Origin of the sequence: Autumnicola musiva (assembly GCF_031846585.1) — a bacterium.
Taxonomy (GTDB): Bacteria; Bacteroidota; Bacteroidia; order Flavobacteriales; family Flavobacteriaceae; genus Autumnicola; species Autumnicola musiva.
On the sequence record NZ_JAVRHK010000004.1, the window covers coordinates 38,821 to 56,336 of the forward strand.

Annotated in this window: 18 protein-coding genes; 11 read left to right on the forward strand and 7 right to left on the reverse strand. The window is 39.3% G+C overall.

Annotation, left to right across the window (positions count from 1 at the left end; translation table 11 throughout):
* Window positions 1–477: 477 nt before the first annotated feature.
* On the forward strand, window positions 478–699 hold the full coding sequence (locus tag RM539_RS07140; RefSeq protein WP_311502700.1) for a PID-CTERM protein-sorting domain-containing protein: 222 nt from the start codon (window positions 478–480) through the stop codon (window positions 697–699).
* Here the strand turns inward: RM539_RS07140 and RM539_RS07145 are convergent.
* Complete coding sequence (locus RM539_RS07145) at window positions 696–1,283, reverse strand: riboflavin synthase (RefSeq protein ID WP_311502702.1); 588 nt, start codon at window positions 1,281–1,283, stop codon at window positions 696–698. The two genes, RM539_RS07140 and RM539_RS07145, sit on opposite strands and share 4 nt — an antisense overlap.
* Window positions 1,284–1,344: 61 nt before the next feature.
* Here RM539_RS07145 and pdxA point away from each other — a divergent pair, with 61 nt between their 5' ends.
* From pdxA to RM539_RS07190, 9 genes are all read left to right on the forward strand, one after another.
* On the forward strand, window positions 1,345–2,391 hold the full coding sequence (pdxA, locus tag RM539_RS07150) for a 4-hydroxythreonine-4-phosphate dehydrogenase PdxA (RefSeq protein ID WP_311502703.1): 1,047 nt from the start codon (window positions 1,345–1,347) through the stop codon (window positions 2,389–2,391).
* A 96-nt stretch (window positions 2,392–2,487) separates the two neighbouring features.
* Complete coding sequence (locus RM539_RS07155; RefSeq protein WP_311502704.1) at window positions 2,488–3,021, forward strand: YceD family protein; 534 nt, start codon at window positions 2,488–2,490, stop codon at window positions 3,019–3,021.
* Between the two features lie 13 nt (window positions 3,022–3,034).
* Window positions 3,035–3,232, forward strand: a complete 198-nt coding sequence (rpmF, locus tag RM539_RS07160) for a 50S ribosomal protein L32 (protein ID WP_081208252.1) — start codon at window positions 3,035–3,037, stop codon at window positions 3,230–3,232.
* Window positions 3,233–3,409: 177 nt separating this feature from the next.
* Complete coding sequence (locus RM539_RS07165; RefSeq protein WP_311502705.1) at window positions 3,410–4,405, forward strand: beta-ketoacyl-ACP synthase III; 996 nt, start codon at window positions 3,410–3,412, stop codon at window positions 4,403–4,405.
* A gap of 21 nt (window positions 4,406–4,426) precedes the next feature.
* A complete protein-coding gene (gene accB / locus RM539_RS07170; protein ID WP_311502706.1) occupies window positions 4,427–4,933 on the forward strand; it encodes an acetyl-CoA carboxylase biotin carboxyl carrier protein in 507 nt (168 codons plus the stop codon).
* A gap of 60 nt (window positions 4,934–4,993) precedes the next feature.
* Window positions 4,994–6,346, forward strand: a complete 1,353-nt coding sequence (accC, locus tag RM539_RS07175) for an acetyl-CoA carboxylase biotin carboxylase subunit (protein WP_311502707.1) — start codon at window positions 4,994–4,996, stop codon at window positions 6,344–6,346.
* Between the two features lie 604 nt (window positions 6,347–6,950).
* On the forward strand, window positions 6,951–8,063 hold the full coding sequence (locus tag RM539_RS07180) for an NAD(P)/FAD-dependent oxidoreductase (RefSeq protein ID WP_311502708.1): 1,113 nt from the start codon (window positions 6,951–6,953) through the stop codon (window positions 8,061–8,063).
* A gap of 1 nt (window position 8,064) precedes the next feature.
* On the forward strand, window positions 8,065–8,739 hold the full coding sequence (gene mtgA, locus RM539_RS07185) for a monofunctional biosynthetic peptidoglycan transglycosylase (RefSeq protein ID WP_311502709.1): 675 nt from the start codon (window positions 8,065–8,067) through the stop codon (window positions 8,737–8,739).
* A 98-nt stretch (window positions 8,740–8,837) separates the two neighbouring features.
* A complete protein-coding gene (locus RM539_RS07190; protein WP_311502710.1) occupies window positions 8,838–9,290 on the forward strand; it encodes a transcription elongation factor in 453 nt (150 codons plus the stop codon).
* Window positions 9,291–9,312: 22 nt separating this feature from the next.
* Here RM539_RS07190 and RM539_RS07195 read toward each other — a convergent pair whose 3' ends face one another.
* The 6 genes from RM539_RS07195 to RM539_RS07220 all read right to left on the reverse strand — a co-directional run bounded on the left by RM539_RS07195 (window position 9,313) and on the right by RM539_RS07220 (window position 16,300).
* Window positions 9,313–10,281 carry an ABC transporter ATP-binding protein gene (locus RM539_RS07195; protein ID WP_311502711.1) on the reverse strand — a complete coding sequence of 323 codons (969 nt, stop codon included), beginning with the start codon at window positions 10,279–10,281 and terminating at the stop codon, window positions 9,313–9,315.
* Between the two features lie 277 nt (window positions 10,282–10,558).
* On the reverse strand, window positions 10,559–12,715 hold the full coding sequence (locus tag RM539_RS07200; RefSeq protein WP_311502712.1) for a prolyl oligopeptidase family serine peptidase: 2,157 nt from the start codon (window positions 12,713–12,715) through the stop codon (window positions 10,559–10,561).
* A 93-nt stretch (window positions 12,716–12,808) separates the two neighbouring features.
* Window positions 12,809–13,798: an aspartate-semialdehyde dehydrogenase gene (locus tag RM539_RS07205; protein WP_311502713.1), complete on the reverse strand. Its 990-nt coding sequence runs from the start codon at window positions 13,796–13,798 to the stop codon at window positions 12,809–12,811.
* 248 nt (window positions 13,799–14,046) lie between these two features.
* On the reverse strand, window positions 14,047–14,487 hold the full coding sequence (gene mscL, locus RM539_RS07210; protein ID WP_311502714.1) for a large conductance mechanosensitive channel protein MscL: 441 nt from the start codon (window positions 14,485–14,487) through the stop codon (window positions 14,047–14,049).
* Window positions 14,488–14,550: 63 nt separating this feature from the next.
* Entirely contained in the window at window positions 14,551–15,660 is a 1,110-nt protein-coding gene (alr, locus tag RM539_RS07215) for an alanine racemase (protein ID WP_311502715.1), read from the reverse strand.
* A complete protein-coding gene (locus tag RM539_RS07220; RefSeq protein ID WP_311502716.1) occupies window positions 15,653–16,300 on the reverse strand; it encodes a thymidine kinase in 648 nt (215 codons plus the stop codon). The genes alr and RM539_RS07220 overlap by 8 nt, the downstream gene beginning before the upstream one ends.
* Before the next feature lie 242 nt (window positions 16,301–16,542).
* On the opposite strand from RM539_RS07220, the gene RM539_RS07225 reads away from it, so the two are divergent.
* Window positions 16,543–17,493 carry a DUF8457 domain-containing protein gene (locus RM539_RS07225; protein ID WP_311502717.1) on the forward strand — a complete coding sequence of 317 codons (951 nt, stop codon included), beginning with the start codon at window positions 16,543–16,545 and terminating at the stop codon, window positions 17,491–17,493.
* Window positions 17,494–17,516 lie beyond the last annotated feature (23 nt).

Here is a 17,516-nt window from a genome sequence, read left to right on the forward strand (position 1 = left end):
ACGAATTCAATTACCGTACTGATAAAGAGCTTTTTGCTTTTAAGCTCATAATGAGAATGGAAAGCAATAGAAAAGATTTCTTCAAAAGTTTTACTACTCTTTTAGAGAAGACATTATATTGATGTTCAGTATCCAAGGTTGCTTTTTTCCCGGAAATTTAGATTATGAATAACCAATTGTTGCTTTTGGATCAAATCTTGTAAGGATAGTAGTTCAATATACAGTTTTGGTATATTTTTAGCATACTTTTCGCAGAGTAGTACTTGAAGATAAATCTAAACTCTGATATTTATATTGCTTCGGCGGAATTTAGTATTTATAAGGAAAAACTTGCAGGTATGTTTACAATAAATTGCCTGAAGGAATTTTCCTAACGCAAAAAGTTTATGCTCTTTTGGTTTATGTTTTTTGACGTATTTTTATTTCTTTAGAACCGAAGAATGATTTAATTCGTTAATATAGCGCAGGTTTTAATTTATGACAGAGCGAGAGAAACGATTTAAAAAATTAAAAACCGTAGCAATGGTGATGCTATTGCTATTTTTAACTTCTAATGCTTTCTCCAGTGTTCAGGAACCTCCATCACCGGGTGGTGTCCCACCACCACCGGGGCTTCCCATAGATTTCGGGATTTCAGGTCTTATTGCTTCCGGGATTGCTTTGGGAGTATACCACCTCAGGAAAAAGAGAGAAGATTAGCGGAATTCAGAAATTCGTTTTACGTATTTTCCTATTACATCAAATTCCAGGTTTACAGTATCTCCTCTTTTTAAACCCTTAAAAGTAGTATGCTGGTAAGTAAAAGGAATTATGGAAACACTAAATGTGTTTTTTTCCGAATTCACTACAGTAAGACTCACGCCATTTACGGTAATTGATCCTTTTTCTATAGTTAAATTCTGTAACTCAGGATCATATTCAAAAGTGAAGTTCCAGCTGCCCCCGGCTTCTTCCACAGCAACGCAGGTGGCTGTTTGATCTACATGGCCCTGTACAATATGCCCATCTAAACGATCACCAAGTTTCATTCCCCGCTCAAGATTAACCAGGCTACCTTTCTTAAGGAATTTAAGATTGGTTTTGTCTAATGTTTCTTTGATGGCGGTTACAATATAGCTTTCTTCATCCATTGAAACCACGGTAAGGCAAATACCATTATGCGCCACGCTTTGATCTATTTTAAGTTCAGGTGTGATCCTGGCTTTTACTCTTATGTGGAGATTGTTGTTTTCCCCGGTTACTTCAGCAACTTCGGCTACTTCTTCTATAATCCCTGTAAACATGGAAGATATAATATTAGTACATTTGTGTTGTAAAAATAGAAATAAAATATCGGGAAGTTTTATGAAACACGCTCAAAAGATAAAATTAGGAATTAGCATTGGGGACCTGAATGGCATTGGAAGCGAAATAGTTCTTAAAACCTTTGACGATTCCCGCATGTTGGATTTTTGTACTCCGGTAATTTTCGCTTCAGCAAAAATTATTACTTTTTTGAAAAAGCAGTACAAACTGTCGCTTAACTTCCAGGGAATTGATGAGCCATCCAAAGCCATAGATGGAAAAATAAACGTGGTTAATGTATGGAAGGAAAACGTGAACATTAACTTTGGTGAAGAAGATCCAACCGTGGGCAAATATGCTTTTCTGTCTCTTGAAGCCGCTACGGCTGCTTTAAAAAAGGATGAAATTGATGTGTTGGTTACAGCCCCTATCAATAAAAGCAGTATACAGAGCGAAAATTTTAATTTTCCCGGCCATACAGATTATCTTGCCAAAGAGCTTGATGGCGAAAGTCTCATGTTTATGATTACCGATACCCTTAAAATTGGTTTGCTTACCGATCATGTGGCGCTAAAAGATATTGCCAGCGTAATTACTCCGGAATTAATTGAAAAGAAAATAGAAATTATCCACGAAACACTGAAGCAGGATTTTAGGGTGGAGAAGCCTAAAATTGCTGTTTTAGGGATCAATCCGCATAGTGGGGATAACGGTGTAATAGGAAAAGAAGATGAGGAAATTCTGAAGCCCACCCTCAATAAAATAAGGGAAAAAGGAAAACTTGTTTATGGCCCGTATTCAGCTGATAGTTTCTTCGGCTCTAAAAACTATAAAAATTTTGATGCGGTGGTGGCTTCTTATCATGACCAGGGGCTTATTCCATTTAAAACCCTTTCTTTTGGAAACGGAGTGAATTTTACAGCCGGTTTAAGTAAGGTTCGTACCTCGCCGGACCATGGCACTGCATTTGAAATTGCAGGAACAAATTCAGCAAATATCAACTCCTTTAAAGAGGCAGTTTTTAAGGCTATTGAAATAAATAAATGCCGTATGGAGTACAAGAAACTAACAAAGAATCCGTTAAAGAAGCAGGGTAGAAAGATATAAACAAAAATTTGTTTATAAATCATAGTTAATTAATTATAATTTTTATCTTTGCAGCCGCCTAAACCTAGGGGCCGGGCGCTCGAAAATGGAGATGAGATGAGGAAATTAGCAGAGTTTACAATTCCATTCGTGGGATTAAAGCTAGGGAAACACCATTTTGAGTACGATATTGATAATGAGTTCTTTGATCATTTTGAGTACGATGACTTCAACAGTGCCGATGTGAAAATCGATTTGCTGTTTGAGAAGAAAACCACCATGATGGAGCTAACTTTTCAGGCTTCGGGAACGGTAAATGTAAATTGCGACATCACTAATGAACCTTACGACCAGCCTTTAGACAGCAGTCTGTTTCTGGTTATAAAGTTTGGAGATGAGTTTAATGACGATGATGAGGATTTGCTTATTATTCCTCATGGAGAATTTGAAGTAAACGTACAGCAATATATCTATGAACTTATAGTTTTGTCTTTACCGCTTAAAAGGGTTCATCCCGGAGTGGAGGACGGAACTTTAAAGTCAGACGTGCTGGATAAGTTGGAAGAACTTAGCATAGACAAGAAAGAAAAAAATAAAGAAGGGGATACAGATCCCCGATGGGATAAACTAAAGAATTTACTAAACGATTAAATAATAGCAAGCCATGGCACATCCAAAGAGAAAAATCTCTAAAACCAGAAGAGATAAAAGAAGGACACATTATAAGGCCTCGGTACCAAAAATAGCTACCGATCCTACTACAGGCGAAGCGCATTTGTACCATAGAGCACACTGGCATGAAGGTAAATTATATTACCGTGGTCAGGTATTAATTGATAACACAGAAGAAGTAGAGGCTTAATGATTTTAAGAGCTTCAATAAATTACAGAAACTCTCACCTTGTGGGAGTTTTTTGTTTTTAGTTGAATAAGTCCTAAAAAGACCTTAATTTGCACCGCGTTTCGAAGAAATTTTAGTAAATTTCTAAATACTGTACTGTGCGCAAATGCAAGGCGCCGGTGTTTAAAATTCGAATTTATGAATAAAATCACAGCAGCAATTACAGCTGTGGGTGCATACGTTCCCGAGGATGTCCTTACCAATAAAATGTTGGAGGAAATGGTTGATACCAACGATGAGTGGATAACTTCCAGAACCGGGATTAAAGAGCGTAGAATTTTAAAAGATCCAAATAAAGGAACTTCCTTTCTGGCCATAGAAGCGGCCAAAGATCTTATCAGGAAAAAAAACCTTGACCCCAAAGAAATCGATCTTATTATCATGGCCACTGCCACACCCGATGTGCCGGTTGCGGCCACGGGAGTTCATGTAGCCAGCCAAATAGGGGCAATAAATGCTTTTTCTTATGATTTGCAGGCAGCCTGCTCCAGTTTTTTATACGGTATGTCTACTGCCGCGGCTTATATTGAATCTGGCCGGTACAAAAAAGTGATTGTAATAGGAGCTGATAAAATGTCTTCTATTATTGATTATACCGACAGGACAACCTGCATAATCTTTGGAGATGGGGCGGGAGCAGCTCTTCTTGAACCTAATGAAGAAGGACTGGGTTTACAGGATGAGATCTTACGATGCGACTCTATTGGAAGAAATTCCTTAAAAATTGAAGCAGGAGGTTCACTTCTGCCTGCAACGGCTGAAACTGTTGCTAATGATTTACATTATGTAAGGCAAGACGGGAAAACTGTTTTTAAATTTGCTGTTTCTAATATGTCTGGCGTTAGTGAAGAAATAATGCAGCGTAATGATCTTACCAATAACGATGTAAACTGGCTTATTGCGCATCAGGCAAATAAAAGAATAGTAGGAGCAACCGCCAGCAGGATGAATCTGGAAGAGGAGAAGGTATTAATGAATATTCAAAAATATGGAAATACCACCTCTGCAACTTTGCCGTTACTATTAAGTGATTACGAGAAAAACTTCAAAAAGGGGGATAACCTTATTTTTGCCTCTTTTGGCGGTGGCTTCACCTGGGGTGCTGCCTACCTGAAATGGGCTTATAATTCATAAAAAAACCAACACTTTAATATCATGGATTTAAAAGAAATTCAGAATCTGATAAAGTTTGTAGCTAAATCTGGTGCCAGTGAAGTAAAACTGGAAACGGGAGATGTGAAAATCACCATCAAAACCGGTTCAGATGAAAAAGAAACTATAGTACAACAAGTACCTATGGGCGGTATGCAGCAGCAAATGCCTGCACCACAGCCACAACAGCAGGCACCGGCACCGGCGCCGGAACAGAGTGCGGCCGATGGAGGGAAAGATACTCCTGCTGCAGCAGAGGGCAATTCAAATCATATCACTGTTAAATCCCCCATTATTGGTACCTTCTACAGGAAGCCTTCACCAGATAAATCTGTGTTTGTTGAAGTGGGAGATACTATTAAAGAAGGAGATGTGCTTTGTGTGATAGAAGCTATGAAACTTTTCAACGAAATCGAAAGCGAAGTTTCCGGTAAAATTGTAAAAGTTCTGGTAGACGATTCCTCTCCCGTAGAATTTGATCAACCGTTATTTTTAGTAGATCCATCATAAATTACTGCCCATTTATCTGAAGGATAAACTGATTTTTCTTCAGAAAAAAATACAATAGGTATGTTTAAAAAAATATTGATTGCCAATCGTGGGGAGATTGCCCTGCGCATCATCCGTACATGTAGGGAAATGGGCATTAAAACCGTGGCGGTATACTCTACTGCCGATGCTGAAAGCCTTCATGTTAGGTTTGCTGATGAAGCAGTTTGCATAGGCCCTCCCCAAAGTAACCTCTCTTACTTAAAAATTTCAAACCTAATCGCTGCTGCAGAAATCACCAATGCAGACGCCATACATCCCGGCTACGGATTTTTATCTGAAAATGCCAAATTTTCAAAAATCTGCGGCGAACACGATATAAAATTTATTGGAGCCTCTCCAGAAATGATTTCCAAAATGGGAGACAAGGCAACTGCAAAGGCTACTATGAAAGCTGCAGGGGTCCCTTGTATTCCGGGTTCTGAAGGCCTTATTAAGGATTTTAATGAATGTAAGAAACTGGCTGTAGAAGTCGGTTATCCCGTGATGCTTAAAGCCACCGCCGGTGGTGGAGGTAAAGGCATGCGTGCCGTTTGGAAGCCGGAAGACCTGGAAAACGCCTGGGAATCTGCCCGTAAAGAGGCCGATGCCTCATTTGGAAATGATGGTATGTATATGGAAAAGCTTATAGAGGAGCCCCGCCATATCGAAATCCAGATTGTTGGGGACAGCAGCGGTAAAGCCTGTCACCTTTCAGAAAGAGACTGCTCTATCCAGCGCCGTCACCAGAAATTAACCGAAGAAACACCGTCTCCTTTTATGACGGATACACTTCGGAAAAAGATGGGGGAAGCTGCCGTAAAAGCTGCCGAATACATTAAGTATGAAGGTGCCGGTACAGTAGAGTTTTTGGTAGATAAGCACCGCAATTTCTACTTTATGGAAATGAACACCCGTATCCAGGTAGAGCATCCAATCACCGAGCAGGTGATAGATTACGATCTAATACGGGAACAGATTCTTGTAGCCGCTGGAGTACCGATTTCAGGAAAAAATTATTTTCCACAACTGCATTCTATAGAATGTCGTATTAATGCAGAAGACCCTTATAATAATTTTCGACCTTCTCCCGGGAAAATCACTAACATGCATGCACCAGGTGGTCATGGGGTGAGAATAGATACACATGTTTACAGTGGCTATATCATTCCGCCTCATTACGATTCTATGATTGCTAAATTAATTACCACTGCCCAAACAAGGGAAGAAGCAATTAATAAGATGAAGCGTGCACTGGATGAGTTTGTAATAGAAGGTGTAAGAACCACAATCCCGTTCCACAGGCAGCTAATGGACGAGGCGCCTTATGTAGAAGGAAACTATACCACTAAATTTATGGAGAGTTTTAAAATGAATCCTCCTGAAGAAGAATAGTCAAAATTTTATAAAAATATGAGATCCCCGGGAAATTTTCTGGGGATTTTTTTTGGCGTTCCCGCAATAAAAATCGCGGTCGGGCTATACGTTTTTAGTCCCGCCGTGCCAAAACACGGCAGGAGCTAACCACTTCTATCCCTAACGCAATCACGATTCGAAAATTTAAACCTGTAAGGTTTACCACTTTTTTCCAGAGAAGATGGATTAATCTTTAGCAGAAGATTAAGGCGAAAGGGTGAAAATAGTATAAATCCTGTTGAACTTGGCTTTGCGAGGCGGTAGCCGAAGCAATCCGCTTGTAGAATCGTTCAAAATTTGTTCTTTCTATAGTTAAAAGATTGCCGCGCTCACATCGTTCCGTTTCAAGGCTTACATTACACAATTTAGAACCAAGAATTTAAAATGTAAAACCTTCTTCCTTTTTTGGGGAAGATGGCTTCATCAGCCTTTTAGCTGGTGAAGACAGTAGGGTGAAAAATCATTTCATGGCACGTGCGTGCTTGTTTTTCTAAATATGTACTAATTTTTAATCCAAAAGCCCATAATCCCATTTTCTACACTATTAAACTTTTTTGTAATTTCATGCAAAAGAAATCAATAGATGAATTTCTCCTACTGGGAAACCAAAACCTGGTTTTCTAATATAGATTATACAATAATCGGCGGAGGCATTACCGGACTCAACTGCGCGTGGTATTTAAAACAAAAATATCCAAAAGCAAAAATTGTAGTTTTGGAACAGGGTCTTCTCCCGAACGGCTCCAGCACTAAAAGTGGCGGTTTTGCCTGTTTTGGAAGCCTCTCAGAGATTCTGGAAGATCTTAAATCGAACAGGGAAGAAGAAGTTGTAGAGCTTACAAAACAGCGTGTAAACGGTTTAAAACTCCTGCGGGAAAATTTGGGAGACAAAGCCATAGGCTTTAAATCTTATGGCGGATTTGAACTTTTTCCGGAAGAAGACGGGGAATTTTTTGATTACTGCCTGAATAAAATGGACGGGGTCAATCGCATTTTAAAACCCATATTCCGGGAACAGGCCTTTAGTTTGGAAAAAAACAGGTTTGGATTCAGGAATGTTCAGCATGAGTTAGTATATAATTGCCTGGAAGCACAACTGGATATGAGTAAAATGATGGCAACACTGCTTCAAAAAGTGCAAATTTCAGGAGTAAAAATTTTAAATAATGTAACGGTAAAGGAATACTCAGAAGAGGCTGATTCCGTAGAAATAAGAACTGAAGAGTTCAGCTTTAAGACAAATAAATTATTTATTGCGACAAATGGTTTGGCTTCAAAATTGGGAATTACTGCGGTAAAGCCCGCCAGGGAACAGGTTCTTATTACCAAACCTATTGGCAATCTTAAAATAAAAGGTATTTTCCAAATTGATAAAGGCTTCTACTATTTCAGAAATATAGATGATCGTATTCTTATTGGCGGCGGAAGGAACCTTGATTTTAAAACAGAAGAAACTACAGAATTTACGGAAACGGAACTAATTCAGAATAAACTGAACGAAAAACTTAAAACTATTGTTTTGCCAAAAACAGAGTTTGAAATTGACCAACGCTGGAGCGGTATTGTTGGAATGGGAGAAAGTAAAAAACCGGTGGTAAAACAAATTTCCAATAATGTTTACTGTGGGGTAAGATTGGACGGCATGGGCATTGCTACAGGCAGCCTTACAGGTAAAGAACTTGCAGAACTTTTATAATATGATCAAAAGGATATTTCGTTTTTTGCTCAAAATAATAGGTTACCTGTTGCTTTTTTCCATATTTATGGTGCTCATATATAAATGGCTGCCGGTACCACTTACTCCGCTGATGGCTATTAGATATTTTGAAAATCCTGAAGAGGATATTCATCATGAATGGGTGCCGATAGAAGAAATTTCAGACAGGTTGCAGCTCGCCGTAATTGCCAGTGAAGATCAAAATTTTCCGAACCATAATGGATTTGATTTTGAAGCTATAGAAAAGGCTATTGAAAACAACAAAAAAGGTAAAAGAGTGCGTGGTGCCAGTACTATCTCCCAGCAAACTGCAAAAAATATTTTTTTGTGGCCCGAGAGAAGCTGGTTTCGAAAAGGCATGGAGGTATATTTCACTTTTTTAATTGAACTTTTTTGGAGTAAGGAAAGGATTCTGGAAGTTTATCTAAACAGTATTGAAATGGGGAAAAGCATCTACGGAGCTGAAGCTGCAGCAAAGACATGGTTTGGGAAACCAGCCGCAAATCTTTCTGCTTATGAGGCTGCGGCAATAGCCGCCATTCTTCCAAACCCCAGGGTATACCGTGCAAATCCTGCCAGTAATTATATTCAGCAGCGTAAAAACTGGATTGTACGGCAAATGAATAACCTTGGAAAATTAGATCTTGGTAAATAATCTGCTGTTAAAATCTCACTTACACCTACAGCTTTCACAACCTCTGAGGTCTGGAAATACAAATCCTATTGTTTTCCAAAATAACTAATTAAGAGAAAATGAATAAGATAAAACAAGAATTATATGAATCCTGTGACCAATACTTAGAAGACAGGATGCAACGTATTAGAGCCGCGATGAACGACTTGGAAAATGACCTGGAGAATGAAACTAAAAGCAGTGCAGGCGATAAATATGAAACCGGCAGGGAAATGATCAACCTGGAATGGAATAAGCTTTCCGGCCAATTACAACAATTTAAAATGCTGAAAGAAACGCTTAAAAATGTAAAAAGAAGAAATGCTTCTGATGAAATTCAGCTGGGAAGCCTGGTAAAAACAAATATGGCCAATTATTTTATCGCCATTCCGGCAGGACAGATAAAGGTAGCAGGAGAAACTTATTTTAGTATTGGCGTGGGTTCTCCAATAGCGCAATTATTACTACATAAAAAAGCAGGAGAGGATTTTAGGTTTAACGGGAAGATAAATCAGATTATTTCTGTTGAATGACTTTGATATTTTATCTAGGAAATCAGGAACGGGATTTTATCAATTCTTTTGAAATTTTAAGGCCCACACTTCTGCCTTTTTGCAATTTCGATGAATGTTCAAAGAAAATATATTGTCCCGAAAGCTTAGCTTCAATCAGCCAGGTGCTTCCCTGAAAATAGGAGTTTCTGACTTCTGCTTTTATTTCTGAATTCTGAGTGAATTTAATTTCTTCCGGATAAAGGATTATTTTTTTCCTGCTTTTTTCAGAAGGTTTTAAATCTTTAAGTTTAATTTCATTTACATCTCCAAAGAGTGAGGCTACATAAACATTAGGCGGATTATTATACAGTTCTTCGGGAGGAGCCTCCGCAAATATTTCCTGATTTTTCAGCACAATGGTGTGATCTGCAAAAGAAAGTGCGTCTGTACTATCATGTGTGGCTACTATGCAGCTGATATTTTCCTTTTTTAAGTAGGCAAAAACACGTCTGCGCAGGTTGTTTTTTCGAAATTGATCAATATGACTGAAGGGTTCATCCAAAAGGATAATTTCTGGTTTTTTGGCCAAAGCCCTTGCAAGTGCCACTCTTTGCTGTTGACCACCGCTTAGGTTTTTTGCTTTTGTATCCTTTAATTCGGCCATTTCCACCACTTCCAGCAATTCCATAACCCTACGCTTCTTTTTTACAGGATACATGTTGCTGAGATATTTCCCCACATTATCGGCAACGCTCAATGGAGGCATCAGGTCAAAATCCTGAGCGAGGTATTTCATAAACGGATGCCCCGGGACAAGATTAAAAGCCGGCCCTAAAAGCTGTTCTTCATTTCTGTAAATTTCGCCTTCAACATCAAAAAGTCCATAGATAATTTTTAGCAGGGTACTTTTTCCGCAGCCACTTTCTCCAATAACAGAAATATGATCGCCTTGTTTTACATTCAGATTGATGTTCTTCAGCACCGGATTTTTATCATTATAGGAAAAGGAGACATTTTTTAGCTTCAGCATAGCGAGATTAGTTTAGGCAATTTGCAGGATCACATCCAGCGTAGTCGAGAGGTATTATTCCCGGCTTTACGAATTTATTAATTCTGCGCTACTTGTACCTTTTCAGCAGTAAGAAATAAAAAAGCTGTTTGGAAACAGCAATTTTCAAACAGCTTTTTTTAGTTATGTCAGGTTGAATAGAAAAATTCCTAACTGTCCAACAAATATATTAGAAGTCTCACTGAGCCTGTCGAAGTGAGCCTGTTCAAGGGAGTATTTTTATATTCGGAAAATAAATTTATCCTTTAACCTTTTCTTCAACTTTATTAGGCAAAACCTCGTAACCCATGTTATAAAGCGTAAAACCGAAAATATCGGCATACTCTTCAATAATCATTTTAGTTGGTTTTCCGGCACCATGACCCGCCTTGGTCTCAATCCTGATTAGAACAGGCTCATTTCCCGCTTGTTTTTCCTGTAATTCCGCAGCAAATTTAAAAGAATGCGCAGGCACCACACGGTCGTCGTGATCTCCGGTAGTTACAAGGGTAGCGGGATATTCCACACCTTCCTTCACATTATGTACGGGAGAATAGCCGTAGAGATAGTCAAACATTTCTTTAGAGTCTTCAGCAGTACCATAATCATACGCCCAGCCTGCGCCGGCAGTAAAGGTATGGTAACGCAACATGTCCATTACCCCCACGGCAGGTAAAGCCACTTTCATAAGGTCTGGCCGTTGCGTCATAGTTGCACCGACAAGTAATCCTCCGTTAGAACCACCACGAATGGCAAGATAATCCCTGGAAGTGTAATTATTGTCAATAAGATATTCTGCTGCCGCGATAAAATCGTCAAATACATTTTGTTTTTTCATCTTAATCCCGGCGTCGTGCCATTCTCTTCCATATTCACCACCGCCACGAAGGTTTGGAACAGCATAAATCCCACCCTGCTCCAGCCAAACGGCATTTGCAGTGCTAAAAGATGGGGTAAGGCTAATGTTGAATCCGCCGTAACCATAAAGGATGGTAGGATTTTTACCATTGAGCCCCAGTCCCTTTTTATGAGTGATGATCATCGGAACTTTGGTGCCATCTTTTGAAGTAAAGAACACCTGCTTACTTTCATAATTATCAGAATTAAAGTCGATGTTTGGCTTGTTATAAACTTCTGAAGTTCCCTCTTTAATATTGTATTTGTAGATGGTGCCGGGAGTGACGTAATTGGTGAAATTATAATACAGCACATCTTCTTCTTTCTTAGCTCCAAAACCACTGGCAGAACCTATGCCGGGCAATTCCACATCCCGCACTAGCTTTCCGTCATAATCATATTGCTTCACTTTAGAAATGGCGTCTTCCATATATTCTGCGAAAAAATATCCTCCGGCGGTGGAGGGACTGAGCACGTTTTCTGTTTCAGGAATAAAATCCTTCCAGTTTTCAGGCTGCGGACTGGCAGCATCAACGGTTACAATTCTACGATTTGGAGCGTCAAGATTTGTTACAATGTAAAGCTGACTGCCGTCATTCTCGATTACATAAGAATCGGTTTCTTCATTGCCGATAATAGTCTTTAATTGAGGATTGTTCTGGGTAAGGTCCATCATAAACAATTTCCCTCCTGAAGTGGAATTTCTTGCTGAAATAAATAAGTAGCGGTTGTCTTCGCTTACACTTCCGCCTACATAGCGATGTTTTTGATCTTCTGTTCCGCCGAAGATAAGCTTATCTTCACTTTGCTTAGTCCCCAGTTTATGGTAGAACAGGCGGTGCTGATCTGTTTTTGCTGAAAGTTCACTTCCTTCAGGTTTCTCGTAGCTGGAATAGTAAAAACCTTCATTAGCCTTCCATGAGACTCCGCTGAATTTCACATCTTTAATAGTGTCTTCAGCAATTTTTTTACTTTCAGCATCCATTAAAATAATTTTTCTCCAGTCGCTTCCACCTTCAGAAATACTATAAGCAGCCATTTTACCATTTTCAGAAAAACTCAGTCCACTAAGAGAGGTGGTGCCATCTTCACTAAATTTATTGGGATTCAGAAAAACTTCCGGCTCGGCATCTTCAGATTTTTTCCTGTACACCACGTACTGGTTCTGTAAACCATCATTTTTATAGAAATAAATGTAATTCCCTTCAGTAAAAGGAGAACCTATTTTTTCATAATTCCATAATTCAGAAAGGCGGTTTTCGAGCTCTTTTCTAAAGGGAATACTTTTTAAATAATCAAAAGTCACCTCGTTCTGGGCTTCCACCCAATTTTCGGTTTCTTCACTGCGGTCGTTTTCCAGCCAGCGGTAAGGATCCTTTACTTCAGTTCCAAAGTAATTGGTGACGGTATCTACTTTTTTGGTTTCAGGGTAATTCAAAGCGGTTTCTTTTTCAGTTTTAGAATCATCACAGGCAGCTAAGGCTCCTATTGCAAAAATTCCGGTTATAATTTTTTTCATAGAAATGGATAAAATGTTGATTTCAAAACAAGGACAAAAAACGCCTGTAAGTTTTAATCTTACAGGCGTTTAAAGTAGTAAATTTTGCTAAATCTATACCAGCTTGTTTTTCAGCAGATATTCAGCGATCTGAACCGCGTTGGTTGCAGCTCCTTTTCGCAAATTATCGGCCACCACCCACATGTTTAAGGTGTTGGGCTGGGAATAATCCCTTCTAATCCTTCCTATAAAAACATCATCTTTTCCTTCTGCATAAATAGGCATGGGATAGGTATTAGTGTCGGGGTTGTCCTGAACGGTAACCCCGGGGAATTCATTTAAAATTTTACGAACTTCATTTTCGTCAAAATCAGATTCAAATTCCACATTTACGGCTTCGCTATGCCCACCAACTACAGGAATCCTGATGGCAGTAGCACTTACATTTACTGAATCGTCTCCCAGGATTTTTTTGGTTTCCTTGGTAAGCTTCATCTCTTCCTTAGTATAACCGTTTTCTTCAAAAACATCGCAATGTGGCAGGGCATTCTTATGAATTGGATAAGGATAGGCCATTTCGCCCTGCTCCCCGGCATACTCATTTTCCAGCTGCTGAACCGCTTTTACGCCTGTTCCTGTAATGGACTGATAAGTAGAAACCACTACCCTTTTGATTTTATAATTATCGTGCAAAGGCTTTAGAGCCATTAATAACTGAATAGTGGAGCAGTTAGGATTGGCGATAATTTTATCTTCGGCTGTAAGTTCGTTGGCGTTAATTTCAGGAATAACCAGTTTCTTAGAAGCATCCATTCGCCATGCTGAAGAATTATCTATCACGGTAGTTCCTACTTCGGCAAATTTGGGGGCCCATTCCAAAGAAGTTTCCCCACCTGCTGAAAAAATCGCGATATCAGGTTTTTTTGAAACAGCAGTTTCAAGTCCAATTACTTCATAATCTTTCCCTTTATACTGAACTTTTTTCCCAACAGATCTTTCTGAAGCCACCGGATATAGTTCATCTACAGGAAAATTTCTTTCCGCTAATACTTTTAACATTACCTGGCCTACCATTCCTGTAGCGCCTACTACTGCTATTTTCATTTTACGAATTAATTTATTTGTGAATCCCTCGCTGGTTTTCAAAACCTGGGAGGTCTGTAATTTTTTCTGGTGCAAAGGTATTATACAAAATTATTTTGTAACCATGCTAATAGCCTAAAATTGATAGGAATATTATTTTTATACCAATTTGTACATTTTGTTAAAAAAAGACCCCTCACTTTCGCAAGGGGTTTAACTTAATTGCTACTTCTAAAATGTGCAGTATAGCGGTGCACGTATTTTTAATTTTATGCCTGTGGAGCATTATTTTGTCTTCTAAGCTCATCTCTAATATCAATAAGCAACTCTTCCTGGGAAGGGCCTTTAGGAGCAGCCACTTTTGGAGCTTCCTTTTTTGTTTTTGTCTTTTCGTATGCCCGTAGCAGTAAAAATATAAAAAAGGCCACGATAATAAAATAAATAACAGCCTGTAAGAGGTTACCGTAAGTAATTATGGCAGCCTCAGCTTCTTTCGCGGCCTCCAGGGTTTCGTACTGTTCACCGTCGAGTGCAAAAAACTTCTGGGAAAAATCTGTGCCGCCGGTAATTACTCCTATTATTGGCATAAGAACATCTGCAACCACAGAAGCGATAATCTTGTTGAATGCAGCACCCATAACTACAGCGGTAGCCAGTGCAATAATATCACCTTTCATGAGAAAGGCTTTAAAATCTTTAAAAAATGCCATTTATGGGGATTTAATAGTTGCCGACTAAAATAGCCAAAATTTTAATTGAATTTACCCTCTAGATTATTCAGAGATAATTTTACGGGTTACCCGTTGGGACACTCCCGTAATTAATTCATAGGAAATGGTGTCTCCCGCTTCCGCAAATTTTGTGGCATGCTGTGGCCCGCCAAAGATAACCACTTCATCACCTTCTTTGCAGTCAATATCGGTAACGTCTATCATTATTATGTCCATACAAACATTCCCAACAATAGGCGCATATTGTTCATTAACAAAAACACCAATTTTGTCATTGCCGTATTTACGATGTATTCCGTCGGCATACCCAAGGGGTAAAGTTGCAATTTTTGAAGGTCTTTCTGCTTTATAAGTTCGATTATATCCTACCGTATCTCCCGGTTCCAGTTGCTGAATTTGGGAAATTAGTGTTTTTAGCGTACCCACCGGCTTTAGGTGTTTATCTATCTCTTTATCATTGCCGAAACCGTAAAGTCCAATCCCGCTTCTCACCATACTAAATGCGGCTTCAGGATAATTAAAAATAGCAGAAGTATTACAAATATGGAGCAATGGTTCGTAATTGAATTCTTCAAGTAGCCTTGCTGCAATTTTGCGGAAATTACTAATCTGCCCCAGGGTAAAATCTCTTTCCTTCCAGTCTTCACTTGCTGCCAGATGGGAAAATGCAGATTGTAATTTTATAGCTGAAGTTTTTGAAAAAATTCCAAAAATGCTTTCAACCTCTTTTTCTGTAAAACCAAGCCGGTTCATGCCGGTATTAAATTTTACATGGACGGGATAATCCTTTTGTTTTTTTTCTTCAGCAAAAGCAGTAAATTCTTTCAGCAGTTTTTCACTGTACAGGCTGGGTTCAAGGCGGTGGTCTATCAATTGCCCAAAATTTTCTTTCTGCGGATGGAAGATCATAATGGGAATTGAAATTCCGGCTTCTCTAAGCCTTACTCCTTCCTGTATGTAAGCGACCGCAAAATAATCGGCTCCCAATTCTTGCAGTTTTTGCGCCACGCTTACCGAATCATTTCCGTAAGCATAAGCTTTTATAACCGCCATAAATTTAACATCCTTCGGTATTTTGGCTCGTATGGTTCTATAGTTATGGGCGAGTGCGCCAAGGTCTATTTCAAGTACTGTTTCCTGTGCTTTAGGCATTCTTTTGTTTTAGTTTTGAGTTTATTTCCTCGGCTTTGTTCACATCCAATTTCTTCACTCTTTCCATTAGCATGGCCTTGTAATATGCACCACGGCTTAAAGGCTCATACTCTTCGTTCTCTCCAAGAAAAACCAAATCATCATTTGTAGCTTTACGGTAACTAAACTGGGCGAGATTTCCGGTCCTGGTGCAAACCGCATGCACCTTGGTAACATATTCGGCTGTGGCCATTAGATTGGGCATTGGCCCAAAAGGATTTCCTTTAAAATCCATATCCAGGCCTGCAACAATTACCCTAACGCCGCGATTGGCAAGATCATTACAAACGGTTACAATTTCATCGTCAAAAAATTGTGCCTCGTCAATTCCCACCACATCGCAGCCATCGGCCAGAATCCTTATATTGGCGGCAGAAGGGACAGGAGTAGAGCGAATTTCGCTGGCATCGTGGGAAACCACCATTTCTTCGTTATATCGAATATCTATGGCGGGTTTAAAGATTTCCACTTTTTGTTTTGCAAACTGGGCTCTCTTGAGTCGGCGGATTAATTCTTCAGTTTTACCCGAAAACATACTTCCGCAAATAACCTCAATCCAACCAAATTGCTCTTCGTGATTTACTGTATTTTCGAGAAACATTTTGTAATTTTCAAGTCGAAATGGGAATAACCTCGTTTCGCATAAAGGTGGAACAAATTTATTAAAAATACAAGCCTTGCCGAAGGTGTGGGTGCTAAAGTTATAAAAGGCCGGGGTGCTTATTTTGGATAATTATTCCAGGTCAGCAGTTAATTAGCTGCAGGCCTTTTAATTCTGATATAAAGAACCCAGCTTATATTTTGATAAAGCGGATTACATTCAATGCTATAAAATCCATTAAAATGAAAAAGAAGATAGAACAGGAACTTTTTAGTCTTGCAGAAAAAATCTTAAATAATAAAGGCAGTAATAATATAGCTGAATTAAAAGCCCAGACGCTGAAGGTTTATGAGAAACTCACTCTTTTGGCTTTTACTGAAAGTTATATGGAAGAATCGCAAACCCTTTCCCAACCTGAGGTTGAAAAGGTAACAGAGCAGCCGCAGAAGGAACAAATAAACCGGGAGGCAGACAGGGAGCGCACCAGTTATTTTGCCCCGGATGGAACCGAATACAGCGATTCTGATGCGATAACCGAACCCAATACTGAAAAGATCAAGAATATTGTTTCCCAAATGCCTCCTGAAGCAGACCAGTTTAATACTTTGTTTCAGAATATAAATACGGAGGAACAAATTCCAAAGCATCGGGAAAATCCACCAGAGCCGCAGGAACCTACACAGCATCAGGTACAGCCATCTTCAAAAGAAACTCCGCCGCGCCACACTCCTCCAGAGTCAAATTCACCTTCACAGCCTCACACATCACAGCCGCAGGCCAGGCGGGAATCACAACAGCCATCTGAACACGAAGCGCCTAAACCAGAACCTAAAAAGGAAGAGCCAAAGGAGCAGAAAGACGATTTTCATGATTTTGGGGTAGATTATGATAGCCTGCCCAAATTTGAGCCGGTTAATCAAAATGGAAAAATGCAGCGCCCACGATCTTTAAATGACCGGTTGAAAAAGGGAATTACTATCGGGCTTAATGAACGTCTTTCTTTTATAAAACATCTTTTTGAAGGCAATACAGCCGATTATAATCGCGTGCTTTCCCAGTTGAATACCTTTGATTCGCTTGAAGAAGCACATAAATTTATTCAGCTTGTGGTCAAGCCCGATTATAACAATTGGGAAGGAAAAGAAGAGCAGGAGCAGCGGTTCCTGGAAAAAATTGAGAATAAGTTCAACTAAGAATTTTAGAAACCATAGTAATT